The following is an 11,379-nucleotide window of genomic DNA, read 5'->3' as shown; positions in this document are numbered from 1 at the left end:
TGTGGTGGGGGACCGGGGCCCCGGCGGGTCAGCGGGCCGCGGTGGAGCCGGCCGGGGGAGCGGACGGTCTGAGCACCCGCTCCACGCGGCTGAGCCCTTCCGTCACGGCCTCGGGGGAGCGCGCGAAGCAGATCCGGAAACCGTCACTGGCTCCGAGCGTCTCGCCGGGCATCAGCAGCACGCCCAGATCGAGCGCTCTGCGGCACATCGTCAGTGGCTCCTCACCGGTGGTGAGCCAGAGCCAGGCGAACGGGGTGTCCTCCGGTTCCACGAGGGTCACCGCGTCCGCGTTGCGCCGGGCGAAGTCCCGGACGAGGGCGAGGCCCTGGCGGGTGAGCTCGTGGTAGGAGCGCAGATGGTCCGTACGGTGCGCCAGGACGTCGCAGGCCAGCGTCTCGCACAGCACCGAGTTGGAGATGGTGGACAGGAACTTGCGCCGGGCGCAGCGCTCCACGACGTCCGGTGGACCGTAGAGCCAGCCGACCCGCAGCCCGGGGAAGCCGTACACCTTCGACAGACTGGACACCGAGATCACCCGGTCGGAGCCGACGGCGGCGGAGCGCGAGAGGTCGAGCGCGTACTCCTCGTCGAGGAGCAGATGGGCGTCCGTGCGCTCGGCGAGCTCGACCAGTGCCAGCAGGTCCTTCTCCGCGATGCGCCGACCGGTGGGGTTGCACGGGCTGTTGGCGACGATCAGTCGCACGTCCGGCCCCGCCACCGCCTCGGCGGCCTCGACGTCGAAGCTGAGATCCGGGCGGAATCCCACGAGGTCGACCGTGGATCCCAGCTCGGGGGGTACGTCCCAGGACTGCTGCCAGCCAGGGCGGAAGGCGATCACCCGGGACCCGGGCGTCAGCAGCGCCGCGTAGACGAGGTACAGGGCCTGCTGGGCGCCCTGGGTGATCAGGACCGAGTCGGCCGAGCCGCCGTCCCCGTACAGGCCGGCCACCGCCCGGCGGAGTTCGCCGAGGCCCCGGTCGTGTCCGTAGTCCAGTTCGAGATCCGGCGGCACCGAGAGGGCGTCGAGGCGGCCGGGGAGCATGTTGCTGTCGCCCAGGTCGATGTCGAAGCGCCCGGCGGCGTCCTCGAACACCCAGCGCTGGATGGGGTAGTCGCGCGAGCGCGGCGAGGAGACGCTCACCGTACGGTCCCCGCCGGCGCGAGCCGGTCGAGCCGGGCCCGCAGCGCGGGCGCGAAGGAGCCCGCGGCCACCTGCTCGGCGTCGCCGGTCATGGTGACCCGGCCGTCCTCGGCGACGGCGATCCGCACGGCGCCGCCGGGCATCCTGACCTCCACCCCGGCGTCGCACAGCCCGAGTTCCCGGGCCGCCGACACCGCGGCGCAGGCGCTGGCGCCGGACGCCGTCACGTAACCGGCGCCCCGTTCGTAGACCTCAAGCTCCATCACGGCGCGGTCCACCATGCGCATGAACTGCACGTTGGTGCGGTCCGGGAACCGGGGGTGCCCGGCGATCCCGGGGCCGAGCCGGCGCGCCAGCTCCTCGGACGGCTCGTCCACCGGCACGACGGTGTGCGGGTTGCCGTTGTACACACAGCTGACGGTCAGCTTCTCGCCGTCCACCGTCAGCGGTATGCCCACCGTCCGGCCCTCGTACGGGGTCGTCCCGTCCTCCTGGAGCAGCGGCATATCGGCGGCGTCGAAGCCGGGGCGCCCCATGCCGACCTCCACGCGGCCCTCGGCGGCGTCCAGGACCCGTACCGAGGAGTCGCCCGCGGCCGTCCGGATCGTGAACTCCCGGCCGTCGGCCCAGGCGCCGGGCTCCTGCCCGGCGAGGTGGAGCGCGAACATCCGCAGTCCGTTGCCGCTCCTGCCGCAGTCGGAACCGTCGGAGTTGTACAGGTCGAGTGCGACCGGGACGCCGGGTCGCGGCGGCTCCAGCGGTCCGTGCAGGACACCGTCCGCCCCGATGCCCCGGTGCCGGTCGCAGATCAGCCGGATCGCCTCACGGGTCACGGGGAAGTCGGTGTGGCGGGGGTCGATCACCAAGTAGTCGTTGCCTGCTGCCTGGTATTTGTAGAAGTCGATCACGGATGATCTCCCTTGGCTGCTGGGCGCGGCGCCGCCCCGGGGCGTGATGCCCCGCCCCGGGGCGGCGCCCGGGCTCACTTGTCGGCCAGCGCGGCCGCGTCGTGCTCTTCGCCGTACCACTTCTCCGCCCACCGGGAGAACGCGATGATGACGATGTCCCGGTGGCCCGGGCCGCCGTCGGCGGAGAGGACGTCGGTGACGTCGTGGGCCAGCTCCCGGTCGTCGAGCAGGACGGCCTGTCCGGGCTCCAGCGTGCCCGACCAGAAGGGCTCGTCCGCCCCCGGATTCCACAGCCGGGTGGTGCCGCCGGCGACGTTCACCTTGTTGAGGATCGCGATCATCACGAACTCGTGCCCGTCGTGGTGCACGCCCTCCGGAGTGAGCGGACCGGGCTTGCCCCCGTCGGCCTTGGTCCGGTTCTGGTGGACGTTGATCTGCCAGTCCTCGGACCGGTCGAGCCCGAGCTCGCGGATGCCGTGCTCGATCAGCGGCGTGAAGTCCACCTTGATCGCCTCGTAGACGCGGCGGATGCCGCCGCCGACCGAGTTGAACTTCTTGTACGTGGTGTAGTCGCGGTGCGCGAGCCGCTCGAACGACCACCCGTCGTCGCCCTGCGGGCGCAGACGGTACTGCGAGAACCGTTTGAAGCGGGTGCCGTTGCCCATGTACTCGTCGACCGGGCAGTCGTCGTAGCTGGGCAGGATGTCCGCCGAGACATCCGGCAGGTCGATGATGGTGAACCGTTCGCTGCCGAGGGGCATGGTCTCTCCTCCGGAATAAGGGATGGCGTCGGACGTCAGGCGGCGACGGAGGGCATGCGCTCGTCCAGATAGGCGGCAGAGGAGTTGAGCCGCCAGAGGATCCCGCGCGCGATCGCACGCCGCATGTCCGCGGATTCGGCGGCGGGCAGCACCACGTTGTGGAACCAGCCCTGCGCGTGCTGGGAGTCGATCGTGATGTGCAGCTTGTGGTACGTGATCCCCACGGCGGGCAGCCCCAGGCGCTCCCAGGCGTGCACGACCTGCACGAACCGGTCCGGCGCCATCCACTCGGTCATCCCGAGGAAGCCCACGGCCTCCGCGTACAGGTTGCGCTGACGGCACAGCATGACCGCGAGGTTGCCGTTGAGCAGCGAGGTGGCGGTGAGCGAGCGGGCGAGCTCGTCCTCCGAGATCTCGAAGACCTCGTAGATCTTGTTGAAGAGGTGGGTGTGGACCTCCTCGGGCTTGCCGTTGCCCATCTCGTCCCAGAAGTTGGCGGCGATCTCCAACTTCGCGGCGCCGGCGGTGCCCACCTGCATCATGGCGAGCAGGTCGTCGAAGCGGCCGTCCACGACGGACTCCTGCATCACGTAGTTCCGCAGGTCGCCCTCCGTGGCGTTGTTGCGGATGAACTCGTGGTAGTACGGGTGCTTGTACACCCGGTGGCTGCGCGCCGTGTTCTTGAGCCAGGACAGGTACTCCCGGGGCTCCGTGGGCGCGTCCTCGAGCAGACCGGGCTCGATCAGCCGGTCCTGCGCGGCCGCCGTGGCGGTCTCCAGGAGCCGGGCTATCTCGTAGACGACGACAGATCCTTCGGCGCTCTGCTGCCGGGGGATCTTCGTGTAGACCTGGTAGATCCGGTCGAGCAGGTACTGCTGCGCATAGAGGGCGCCGCTGTCTCCCGCGGCAGCGGCGGCGTTGATGTCGGCCACCTCGCCCAGGACGCGGCCCCGTTCATCGCCCGACAGGGCGTCCACCTTCTCAGGCGCGGAACCGAGCCATGCGCACACCCTGTCCACCGTGGACAGGAACGGGTCACCGGATACGGTCGGACCCTTGGAGCCGCCGACTTCTGACATGTGTTTCCCCTTGGATTCACTGGACGAAAATCAGATTTCCGAGACGAGGTCCGCGCACCGCCGACGCGGCGAGAACCAGCCTCGCGGCGGCCGCTCGGGCGGCGGGCTTTGCCATTCTGCAAGGGGCGCGCTGGACGGACTGTGTACGTGGTCTGTACGCCTCTTTCCGGCCCCTTCCGGCCTTCGTGGTTTGGGCTTCGACGGCCCTGAACCTCGACCTGCTCCGACCGTCCGTGTCGGCCGAGCGGGTGCCGGTCCGGGGCGGGTGGGTCATCCTGGGGGTATGGGTGCCCGAGGTGGTGGGGCCCTTCGTCGGGGCCTGTCCGGAGGCCGGGGCGCGTGCCGCGTCCCGGTCGTCGCCGTGGTGGCCCTGCTCGCGGTCGTCGCCGCGCTCTGCGGCTGTACGGGCACGGCCACGGCGGGTGCCCCGCGGCTCGGCGGCGACGCCGCCCGTGACCGCCCCGGTCACGTCTTCGGCGCCCGCCTCCCCGGCTTCGCCGGCGTCATCCGAGCCGTCGCCGCGGGCCTCCGTGACCGCCGAGATGTCGATCCCGTCGATCGGCGTGGACGATCTGAAGGTCGTGCCGTACGAAGGCACCACCGACGACCGGGCGGGCACCCGGATACAGGACCGTGGCGTGGCCGCCAGCCCGCAGGGGAAGCGCGGGGGTGTCGGACCGGGGGAGATCGGCAACTATCTGGTGACCGCCCACCGGCTCTCCGCCGGCGGGCCGCTGCGCGCGCTGCCCTCGGTCGAGAAGGGGGACCTGGTGCACGTCACCGCAGCCGGCACCGTCTACACGTACACGATCGTCGAGACACGCACCACGTCCTTCCGCTCGGCCGCTTCGCTCGCCGAGCAACGGGCCGCCGTGCCCGGCGAGCCGGGGGAGAAGCCCACCCGCGCGATGATCACGCTCTCCACCTGCGCGACCCCCGAGGACGACGCGGCGGGCAACTTCTGGCGGGACGCCCAGGGCAACCCCGAGCACCGCATCGACAAGATCGGCGTCCTGACCGCGGAGCGGCCGGCGTAGGGCGTACGTCCGGCCCGACCGGGACGGCGACGGCGGAATGCCCTTCGTCCTAAGCGTTGTTGACCGGTCATGACCATCGGAGTGACGCTCAGCTCGACCTCGTACCCACGCACCGTCGACGACACCGTGCGGCTCGCGCGCGAGGCCCATGACGCCGGCCTGCGCTCGGGCTGGTTCGGCCAGAGCTTCTCGTACGACTCTCCCCTGCTGGCCGCGATCGTCGGCCGCGAGGTGCCCGGATTACAGGTGGGGACCTCCGCGATCCCGGTCTTCGGCCGCCACCCGCTCCTCGTCTCCAGCCAGGCGCAGACGGCGCAGGCCGCGACCGGCGGCCGCTACCACCTGGGGCTCGCCCTCGGCACGAAGAGGCTGACGGAGGACGGCTTCGGCATCCCGTACGAGCGTCCCATCGCCCGGCTCCGGGAGTTCCTCACCGCACTGCGCCAGCTCGTGGAGACGGGCGCCGCCGATTTCCACGGCGAGCTGCTGACCGCCACGACCCCGCTTCCGGCGGCGGTGCCCGGCGCCACGCCGCCCGTGCCGCTGCTCGTCGCCGCGATGGGGCCGCAGGCCCTGCGTGTCACCGGCGAACTCGCCGACGGCGCCCTGCCGTTCCATGCCGGGCCGCGCGCTCTTGCGGAGCACATCGTCCCGGCCCTGACCGCCGCCGCCGAGGCGGCGGGCAGGCCGGCGCCCCGGGTCGTCGCGCTCATCCCCGGCGTGGTCACGGCCGACGCCGACGCCGTACGGGAGAAGGCGGCCGAGGCGCTCGCGCCGTACGAAGGGATCCCCTCCTACCAGCGGATCATCGAGCTGTCCGGCGCCGAGCGTGCCGCCGACCTGGCGGTCATCGGCGACGAGGAGGCCGTCGCGGCGGAGGTCCGGCGCTACCGGGAGGCGGGGGCGACGGAAGTGGTGTTCACGGACACCGACCTGGGCGGTGAGGCGGACCGGCAGCGCACCTGGAAGCTGCTCGGAGAACTGGCGGCCGGGGCCTGACGCGCGAGGCCTGACGCGCGAGGCCGGCCGCGACGGGCGGGGCCAGCCGCAGGAAGGTGGCCTGACCAGGGTTTTCCCGAGCCAAATGCCGGGAACCTGCCTTTTTGCCCTTGGTCCCGCCGTCGGCCGACCGGGCGCCCCCGAGGTTCCGTCTGGAGGTCGCGATGCTTCTCACCCACCACATCGACGCCGGCACGCTCCGCGTCACGCTGCACCATGGCCTCGACGTCACCAACCGGGCCGCGGCCGCGCTGCTCATCCAGGCCCTCGTCGACGCCCACCGGCCGGACGCCGTGGTCCTCGACCTGCCGGGCGACCCGCCGACGGCCGCGACCCTGAGCGCGGTCGCCCGCGCGAAGCGCATGTGCGACAGCCTCGCCATCCCGCTCACCCTCGTCCACCGGCCCGCCGACCGCGTACTCCCGTCCCGCGACCGGCTGGCGGCGGCCGCGGGGGAGTGAGGCGTTCCGCGGGGCGGGGCGGGGGGCTTTCACCCGCCGATCAGGACGACGTCGAGGCGGCGCGGGCCGTGGACGCCTTCCACGCGGTCGAGTTCGATGTCGCTGGTGGCCGACGGGCCCGAGATCCAGGTCAACGGGCGCGTCGGGTCGAGGCGTTCGAGCGCCTGGGGGACGGAGCCGACGACCTGGTCCGGGACGTGGACGAGGCAGATGTGGTGGTCGGGGACGAGCGTGACGCGGCGACCGCCCTGGTCCGGGCCGGCGTCGAGGACGACGGTGCCGGTCTCGGCGACCGCCACCGCGCAGCCGGTCACGACGCTGTCGACGGCGTCGAGGTCGTACGGGCCGAGAGCGGGCCCTTCGGCCACGACTGTGGCGTCCGTACGGCTCAGCACCGCGGGTGGCAGGCCCGTCGGCGCGAGCACCCGGCGTGCGCCGCGCTCGGCGAGCAGGCGTCCGATCAGCTCCGGGACCCCGTCCTGGTGGCAGCGGTGGACGACGGCCCGGTAGTCCGCCAGGTTCTCGGCGAGGAGGTCGACCGTCCCGTCCGTGTCCCGCTCGCCGTGCTCCCGACGGTAGGAGCGGGGAACGGTCTCCGCGTCAGGGGTGTCGGTCTTCGGTACGTCGCTCAGGGCCTGGCGGATGCGGCGCAGGACGAGGTCTCGGCTGCTCACGCGGATCCCTCCTTTCGGTCGTGCTCGCGCTTCCACCAGGTGCGGAAGGATTCCGCCGGGACCTCGGGCAGATCGCGGGTGTCCGTCCACGCCCGCCCCGGTCCGGGCAGGCGGGCGGGGTGCAGGCGGCGGGTGAGGGAGGCCAGGCGCTGCCCGGTCTCGTACGCGCCGGGGTGGTCGAAGGCCCACGCCGCCGCCCCGAGGGCGGCCTTCTCCAGGCGGTGACCGTCTCCCTCGGCGACCCTTTCGCGGAGGTGGACGAGGACTTCGGGGATGTCGATGGCGACCGGGCACACGTCGTAACAGGCCCCGCAGAGGGAGGACGCGTACGGGAGCGAGGCGTCGATCTCGCTGGCGGTGCCCCGGAGTTGGGGCGTGAGGATCGCCCCGATGGGCCCGGGATAGACGGAGCCGTAGGCGTGGCCGCCGGCCCGTTCGTACACCGGGCAGACGTTGAGGCAGGCGGAGCAGCGGATGCAGCGCAGCGCCTGGCGGCCGACCTCGTCGGCGAGGGTGTCGGTACGGCCGTTGTCGAGCAGCACGAGGTGGAAGGCGCTCGGTCCGTCGCCGTCCGTCGTGCCCGTCCACATCGAGGTGTACGGGTTCATGCGCTCGGCGGTCGAGGAGCGGGGCAGGGTCTGGAGGAAGACCTCCAGGTCCCGCCAGGTCGGGATCACCTTCTCGATGCCGACGACCGAGATCAGGGTCTCGGGCAGGGTCAGGCACATCCGGCCGTTTCCCTCGGACTCGACCACCACCATCGTGCCCGTCTCGGCGACCATGAAGTTGGCCCCGGAGATGCCGACCTTGGCCCGCAGGAACTTCTCCCGGAGGTGCAGGCGCGCCGCCTCGGCCAGTTCGGCGGGTCTTTCGCTGAGGTCCTCGGGCGCCGGGCGGCCCCAATTCCCCATCTCGGCGCGGAAGATGTCGCGGATCTCGCCCCGGTTGCGGTGGATGGCCGGGACGAGGATGTGGGACGGCCGGTCGTTGCCCAACTGGACGATCAGCTCGGCGAGATCGGTCTCGTACGCGGAAACGCCCTCGGACGCCAGGTGTTCGTTGAGCCCGATCTCCTGCGTGGCCATCGACTTGACCTTGACGACCTCGGTCTCCCCGGTGGCCCTCACGAGGTCGGTGACGATCCGGTTGGCCTCGTCGGCGTCCGCGGCCCAGTGGACGGTGCCCCCGGCCCGTACCACCGACTCCTCCAACTGGAGCAGATGGTGGTCGAGATGGCGGAGCGCCTGGTCCTTGATCCGCTTGCCGGCCTCGCGCAGCTCGGCCCAGTCGTCCAGCTCCGCCACCGCCTTGGCCCGCTTGTCGCGGATGGTGTGCGTGGCGTGGCGGAGGTTGGCGCGCAGGGTGGGATTCCGTACGGCCTCGTGCGCGGCCTTCGGGAAGGACGGCATGCCGATGAACGTCCCGCTCATGCCCAGGGCTCCTCTTCGGTGCTCGCCAGGATCTCGGCGATGTGGACGGGCCGGACGCCGACCGCGAGCCGGCTCATCGTGCCGCCGAGGTGCATCAGGCACGAGTTGTCGGCGGCGCAGAGCACGTCCGCGCCGGTCGAGACGGCGTTGCGGACCTTGTCCGCGCCCATCGCCGCCGACACGTCCGGGTTCTTCACCGCGAACGTGCCGCCGAACCCACAGCACTCCTCCGCCCCCGGCAGCTCCACCAGCTCCAGGCCCTTGACCGCCGACAGCAGCCGGTGGGGCCGGTCGGCGAGGCGGAGCGAGCGCAGGCCGTGACAGGTGGGGTGGTAGGTGACCTTGTGCGGGTAGTACGCGCCGACGTCCGTCACCCCGAGGACGTCGACCAGGAACTCGGTCAGTTCGTACGTCTTCGGCACCACCGGCGCGAGGGTCGCGGCGAGGGCGTCCCCGCGTCCTTCCGCCCGCGCCCGCTCGCCCATGCGCGGGTACAGCTCGCGCACCATCGCTCCGCAGGAGCCGGACGGGGTGACGATCGCGTCGTAGCCGCCGAAGACCTCGGCGAACCGACGGGCGAGCGGTTCGGCCTGGTGGCGGTAGCCGGTGTTGTACTGCGGCTGCCCGCAGCAAGTCTGGCCCAGCGGGAAGTCGACGTCGACGCCGAGCCGGGCGAGCAGCCGTACCACCGCCCGCCCGGTGCCGGGATAGAGCGTGTCGTTGACACACGTCAGAAAAAGCGCGACACGCATCCGGCTCCCTCAGGTCACGTCGATGATCCCTTCCCCCGGAACGTAACCCTTCGAAGCCCTCCTACGCACCCGCCACCGCGCCTGCCGCCGCACCCGACGTGCGCAGGACCGTGCCCCTGCGTCCCCCCCCGTACAGGACGCGTAAAGAGCGCGCCGTGTGTCGTCAGGAAGCCGTTAACGGCGGCCGCGACCCCGCTGAACAGCGCTTTGCTCGTCCAGTCCGAGAATCCGTTCTTCATCCAGGAGCTCACGATGGCCGACCTGGCCTTCGTCGTCACCACGATCGCGGTCTTCGCGCTGGTGGCCTTCATCGCCAAGGGGGTGGCCAAGCTGTGACTGCCGAAAACATCGTCGGTCTGATCGTGGCCGTGGCCCTGCTGGTCTATCTCGTCCTCGCCCTCCTCAAGCCGGAGAGGTTCTGACGGTGACATCAGTCGCTACCGCTCCGGGGGACATGAGCCCCGTCCTTGCTGGTGTCCTCCAGCTCCTCGCGCTGATCGTCGCTCTCGGCCTCGCCTACCGGCCGCTCGGCGACTACATGGCCCGCGTCTACTCCACCGACAAGCACCTGCGGGTCGAGAAGTGGATCTACAAGGGCATCGGCGCCAACCCGAACACGGAGATGCGCTGGCCCGCCTACCTGCGCGGCGTCCTCGCCTTCTCCGCGGCGGGCGTCCTCTTCCTCTACCTGCTCCAGCGGGTGCAGGGATCGCTCCCCGGGTCCCTCGGCTTCGCCTCGATCGACCCGGACCAGGCGTTCAACACCGCCGCGTCGTTCGTCGCCAACACCAACTGGCAGTCGTACTACGGCGAGCAGGCCATGGGCCACGTCGTCCAGACCGGCGGCCTCGCGGTGCAGAACTTCGTCTCGGCCGCCGTGGGCATCGCGGTCGCGGTCGCCCTCGTCCGCGGCTTCGCCAGGTCCCGTACCGGTGACCTCGGCAACTTCTGGGCCGACCTGGTCCGGGGTGTCGTGCGCATCCTGCTGCCGATCTCGGTCGTCGGCGCCCTGATCCTGGTCGCCTGCGGCGCGATCCAGAACTTCGCCGGCATCCACGAGGTCGGCCAGTTCTTGAATGGGGACAGCGTCGGCGGCACGCAGCAGTGGAACGGCGGCGCGGTCGCCTCCCAGGAGGTCATCAAGGAGCTGGGCACCAACGGTGGCGGTTACTTCAACGCCAACTCGGCCCACCCCTTCGAGAACCCCAACGCGCTCTCGAACCTCTTCGAGGTCTTCCTGATCCTCGTCATCCCCTTCGCGCTCACCCGCACGTTCGGCCGCATGGTCGGCTCGCTGAAACAGGGTTACGCGATCCTGGCGACGATGGCCGTCATCTGGGTCGGCTTCACCGCCCTGATGATGTGGACCGAGTTCGCGGGCAAGGGCCCGGCCTTCGACATCGCAGGCGGCGCGATGGAGGGCAAGGAGACCCGGTTCGGCATCGGCGCCTCGGCGATCTTCTCGGTCGCGACGACGCTGACCTCCACCGGCGCGGTCAACTCCTTCCACTCCTCCAACACCGGTTTCGGCGGCGGTATCAACCTGCTTGGCATGCAGCTCGGCGAGATCGCTCCCGGCGGTGTCGGTTCCGGCCTCTACGGCATGCTGATCATGGCGATCATCGCGGTGTTCATCGCCGGTCTGATGGTCGGCCGCACGCCCGAGTACCTGGGCAAGAAGATCGGCACCCGCGAGATCAAGTACGCGGCCTGCTACATCCTCGTCACCCCGGCGCTCGTGCTCGGCTTCACCGCCGCGGCGATGGCCCTGGACACCCCGGGCAACTCGATGACGAACAGTGGCGCGCACGGGTTCTCCGAGATCCTCTACGCCTACACCTCCGGCGCCAACAACAACGGCTCCGCCTTCGCCGGCCTGAACGCCGACACCCAGTGGTTCAACTCGACGATCGGCATCGCGATGCTGCTCGGCCGGTTCCTGCCCATGGTGTTCGTCCTGGCCCTGGCGGGCTCGCTCGCCGAGCAGAAGCCCGTCCCCGAGACCGCGGGCACGCTGCGGACCGAGAAGCCGCTGTTCACCGGCCTCCTGGTCGGCACGATCATGATCATCACCGGTCTGACCTACTTCCCGGCCCTGGCCCTTGGCCCGCTCGCCGAAGGGCTCGCGGCATGAACA

At 71.1% G+C, this 11,379-nt stretch carries 13 protein-coding genes; 6 read left to right on the top strand and 7 right to left on the bottom strand.

Going from position 1 to position 11,379, the window contains the following annotated elements:
* Positions 1 to 28 precede the first annotated feature (28 nt).
* The 4 genes from Q5762_RS04090 to Q5762_RS04075 form a co-directional block, all read right to left on the bottom strand.
* The gene (locus tag Q5762_RS04090) at positions 29 to 1,141 is read right to left on the bottom strand and encodes a pyridoxal phosphate-dependent aminotransferase (protein ID WP_315890526.1); all 1,113 of its coding nucleotides are present in this window, start codon (positions 1,139 to 1,141) and stop codon (positions 29 to 31) included.
* Complete coding sequence (dapF, locus tag Q5762_RS04085) at positions 1,138 to 2,049, bottom strand: diaminopimelate epimerase (RefSeq protein WP_315890525.1); 912 nt, start codon at positions 2,047 to 2,049, stop codon at positions 1,138 to 1,140. Before dapF ends, Q5762_RS04090 begins: the two co-directional genes overlap by 4 nt.
* A gap of 74 nt (positions 2,050 to 2,123) precedes the next feature.
* Positions 2,124 to 2,810 (bottom strand): 2OG-Fe dioxygenase family protein, encoded by a 687-nt coding sequence (locus Q5762_RS04080; protein WP_315890524.1) that lies wholly within the window; start codon positions 2,808 to 2,810, stop codon positions 2,124 to 2,126.
* Positions 2,811 to 2,845: 35 nt separating this feature from the next.
* On the bottom strand, positions 2,846 to 3,889 hold the full coding sequence (locus tag Q5762_RS04075) for an iron-containing redox enzyme family protein (protein WP_315890523.1): 1,044 nt from the start codon (positions 3,887 to 3,889) through the stop codon (positions 2,846 to 2,848).
* 452 nt (positions 3,890 to 4,341) lie between these two features.
* Between Q5762_RS04075 and Q5762_RS04070 the strand changes: the two genes are divergently transcribed.
* The 3 genes from Q5762_RS04070 to Q5762_RS04060 all read left to right on the top strand — a co-directional run bounded on the left by Q5762_RS04070 (position 4,342) and on the right by Q5762_RS04060 (position 6,386).
* Positions 4,342 to 4,926, top strand: coding sequence for a class E sortase (locus Q5762_RS04070; protein ID WP_399494384.1), 585 nt, complete (start codon positions 4,342 to 4,344; stop codon positions 4,924 to 4,926).
* A gap of 69 nt (positions 4,927 to 4,995) precedes the next feature.
* Positions 4,996 to 5,925, top strand: a complete 930-nt coding sequence (locus tag Q5762_RS04065; RefSeq protein ID WP_315890521.1) for an LLM class F420-dependent oxidoreductase — start codon at positions 4,996 to 4,998, stop codon at positions 5,923 to 5,925.
* A 164-nt stretch (positions 5,926 to 6,089) separates the two neighbouring features.
* The gene (locus Q5762_RS04060) at positions 6,090 to 6,386 is read left to right on the top strand and encodes a hypothetical protein (RefSeq protein ID WP_315890520.1); all 297 of its coding nucleotides are present in this window, start codon (positions 6,090 to 6,092) and stop codon (positions 6,384 to 6,386) included.
* A 29-nt stretch (positions 6,387 to 6,415) separates the two neighbouring features.
* Here the strand turns inward: Q5762_RS04060 and Q5762_RS04055 are convergent, their stop codons facing one another.
* The 3 genes from Q5762_RS04055 to Q5762_RS04045 are packed head-to-tail and all read right to left on the bottom strand — an operon-like array spanning position 6,416 to position 9,242.
* Positions 6,416 to 7,060: an LUD domain-containing protein gene (locus tag Q5762_RS04055; RefSeq protein WP_315890519.1), complete on the bottom strand. Its 645-nt coding sequence runs from the start codon at positions 7,058 to 7,060 to the stop codon at positions 6,416 to 6,418.
* On the bottom strand, positions 7,057 to 8,490 hold the full coding sequence (locus Q5762_RS04050) for a LutB/LldF family L-lactate oxidation iron-sulfur protein (RefSeq protein WP_315890518.1): 1,434 nt from the start codon (positions 8,488 to 8,490) through the stop codon (positions 7,057 to 7,059). Before Q5762_RS04050 ends, Q5762_RS04055 begins: the two co-directional genes overlap by 4 nt.
* Entirely contained in the window at positions 8,487 to 9,242 is a 756-nt protein-coding gene (locus Q5762_RS04045) for a (Fe-S)-binding protein (RefSeq protein WP_315890517.1), read from the bottom strand. Before Q5762_RS04045 ends, Q5762_RS04050 begins: the two co-directional genes overlap by 4 nt.
* Positions 9,243 to 9,449: 207 nt before the next feature.
* Here Q5762_RS04045 and Q5762_RS04040 point away from each other — a divergent pair, with 207 nt between their 5' ends.
* From Q5762_RS04040 to kdpA, 3 genes are read left to right on the top strand one after another with little or no spacing between them, the layout of a single operon-like run.
* On the top strand, positions 9,450 to 9,578 hold the full coding sequence (locus tag Q5762_RS04040; protein WP_315890516.1) for a hypothetical protein: 129 nt from the start codon (positions 9,450 to 9,452) through the stop codon (positions 9,576 to 9,578).
* Complete coding sequence (gene kdpF, locus Q5762_RS04035) at positions 9,575 to 9,664, top strand: K(+)-transporting ATPase subunit F (RefSeq protein ID WP_315890515.1); 90 nt, start codon at positions 9,575 to 9,577, stop codon at positions 9,662 to 9,664. Before Q5762_RS04040 ends, kdpF begins: the two co-directional genes overlap by 4 nt.
* A 32-nt stretch (positions 9,665 to 9,696) precedes the next feature.
* Positions 9,697 to 11,376: a potassium-transporting ATPase subunit KdpA gene (gene kdpA / locus Q5762_RS04030; protein WP_315890688.1), complete on the top strand. Its 1,680-nt coding sequence runs from the start codon at positions 9,697 to 9,699 to the stop codon at positions 11,374 to 11,376.
* Positions 11,377 to 11,379: the final 3 nt, after the last annotated feature.

It is taken from the genome of Streptomyces sp. P9(2023) (genome assembly GCF_032436795.1).
Lineage (GTDB): Bacteria > Actinomycetota > Actinomycetes > Streptomycetales > Streptomycetaceae > Streptomyces.
The sequence above is the reverse complement of the archived record's forward strand: the minus strand, read 5'-3'. Positions and strand labels throughout refer to the sequence as shown.

Excerpts from the sequence above, each read along its gene's own strand:
- Q5762_RS04080 (WP_315890524.1), bottom strand. The coding sequence starts at position 2,810 with ATGCCCCTCGGCAGCGAACGGTTCACCATCATCGACCTGCCGGATGTC.
- Q5762_RS04075 (WP_315890523.1), bottom strand. The coding sequence starts at position 3,889 with ATGTCAGAAGTCGGCGGCTCCAAGGGTCCGACCGTATCCGGTGACCCG.
- Q5762_RS04065 (WP_315890521.1), top strand. The coding sequence starts at position 4,996 with ATGACCATCGGAGTGACGCTCAGCTCGACCTCGTACCCACGCACCGTC.
- Q5762_RS04060 (WP_315890520.1), top strand. The coding sequence starts at position 6,090 with ATGCTTCTCACCCACCACATCGACGCCGGCACGCTCCGCGTCACGCTG.
- Q5762_RS04050 (WP_315890518.1), bottom strand. The coding sequence starts at position 8,490 with ATGAGCGGGACGTTCATCGGCATGCCGTCCTTCCCGAAGGCCGCGCAC.
- Q5762_RS04045 (WP_315890517.1), bottom strand. The coding sequence starts at position 9,242 with ATGCGTGTCGCGCTTTTTCTGACGTGTGTCAACGACACGCTCTATCCC.
- kdpA (WP_315890688.1), top strand. The coding sequence starts at position 9,697 with ATGAGCCCCGTCCTTGCTGGTGTCCTCCAGCTCCTCGCGCTGATCGTC.